This window comes from Hydrogenivirga sp. 128-5-R1-1 (assembly GCF_000171895.1).
This window is the reverse complement of sequence record NZ_ABHJ01000547.1, coordinates 1-990: the sequence shown is the minus strand read 5'-3', so window position 1 is coordinate 990 and position 990 is coordinate 1. Positions and strand designations below refer to the sequence as shown.

Below are 990 nucleotides of genomic sequence, written 5' to 3'. Positions count from 1 at the left end.
AAATATAAGAATTATTGATGCTTTAGCAGAAAGACTTAATATACCAAAGGAAAAAGTATTTAGTAATATCCATAAATACGGGAATACAAGTGCAGCATCTATTCCAATAGCACTTTATGAAGCAATTAAAGAAGGTAGAGTTAAAAAAGGAGATTACATACTTTTAACTGCATTTGGTGGTGGGCTTACATGGGGCTCTATAATTTTAAAATATTAGATAAAATCTTCAGGTTTTAAAGACTCAAGCCATTCTTTTATATCATTTTCATTTATTTTTCCATTAAATCCATTTTTATATTTTTGTAAAACTTTTTCTTCAACAAAAATTGGAGCATCAACTCTCAACGCAATATTAATAGCATCACTTGGACGAGAATCTATCTCGTAAATATTACCATCTTTTTCAATATGAATAACAGCATAATATGTATTATCTTTTAAGTCATTAATTATTATTCTTGATACGTGGGCTTCTAAATTCTTAATTAAATTGGCAATAAGGTCATGGGTCATAGGTCGTGGAATAAATACATTTTCTATCTTCATAGAAAGGGCATTTGCTTCAAAATTACCTATCCATATGGAAAGAATATCATCACAATTTTTCCCTTTTAGAACAATCACAGGCATATTTGTTATAGGGTCTAAAGTAAGTCCTTGAAGCTGCATTTCAATCATTATAAATCCTCCTAAATATGGACAAGGTTTAATCTACTGTCTTCTACCTGTCCTTCCAGTGAAAACCTGTTTGCTTTTGTTATTTTAACTTTAACAATCTCTCCTAATAAGTTATGCCCTCCTTCAAAATGAACAAGTTTATTTGTTCTTGTTCTTCCAACTAATTTACCGTCTTTTTCTTCTTCAACTAAAACTTCTACTGTTTTTCCCTCATAAGCTAAATTTCTTTTAAACGCTATATCTTTTTGAACATTTATTAAATCAGTTAACCATTTACTTAATGTTTTTGGGTCTTCTGTCATTGGGAGTTTC

The 990-nt window shown here is 29.6% G+C and carries 3 protein-coding genes; 1 reads left to right on the top strand and 2 read right to left on the bottom strand.

Annotated elements, in window-relative coordinates:
• Nucleotides 1-217, top strand: a 217-nt coding sequence (locus HG1285_RS00025) for a 3-oxoacyl-[acyl-carrier-protein] synthase III C-terminal domain-containing protein (RefSeq protein WP_008289776.1), incomplete at its 5' end; no start/stop codon positions are given.
• On the opposite strand, the gene HG1285_RS00030 is transcribed toward HG1285_RS00025, so the two are convergent.
• A complete protein-coding gene (locus tag HG1285_RS00030; protein WP_008289775.1) occupies nt 214-678 on the bottom strand; it encodes a bifunctional nuclease family protein in 465 nt (154 codons plus the stop codon). The two genes, HG1285_RS00025 and HG1285_RS00030, sit on opposite strands and share 4 nt — an antisense overlap.
• 11 nt (nt 679-689) lie before the next feature.
• Nucleotides 690-990, bottom strand: a 301-nt coding sequence (locus HG1285_RS00035) for a TRAM domain-containing protein (protein WP_008289774.1), incomplete at its 5' end; no start/stop codon positions are given.

Bases quoted from the DNA above. Each gene is read 5' to 3' on its own strand.
- HG1285_RS00030 (WP_008289775.1), bottom strand. From the start codon at position 678: ATGATTGAAATGCAGCTTCAAGGACTTACTTTAGACCCTATAACAAAT.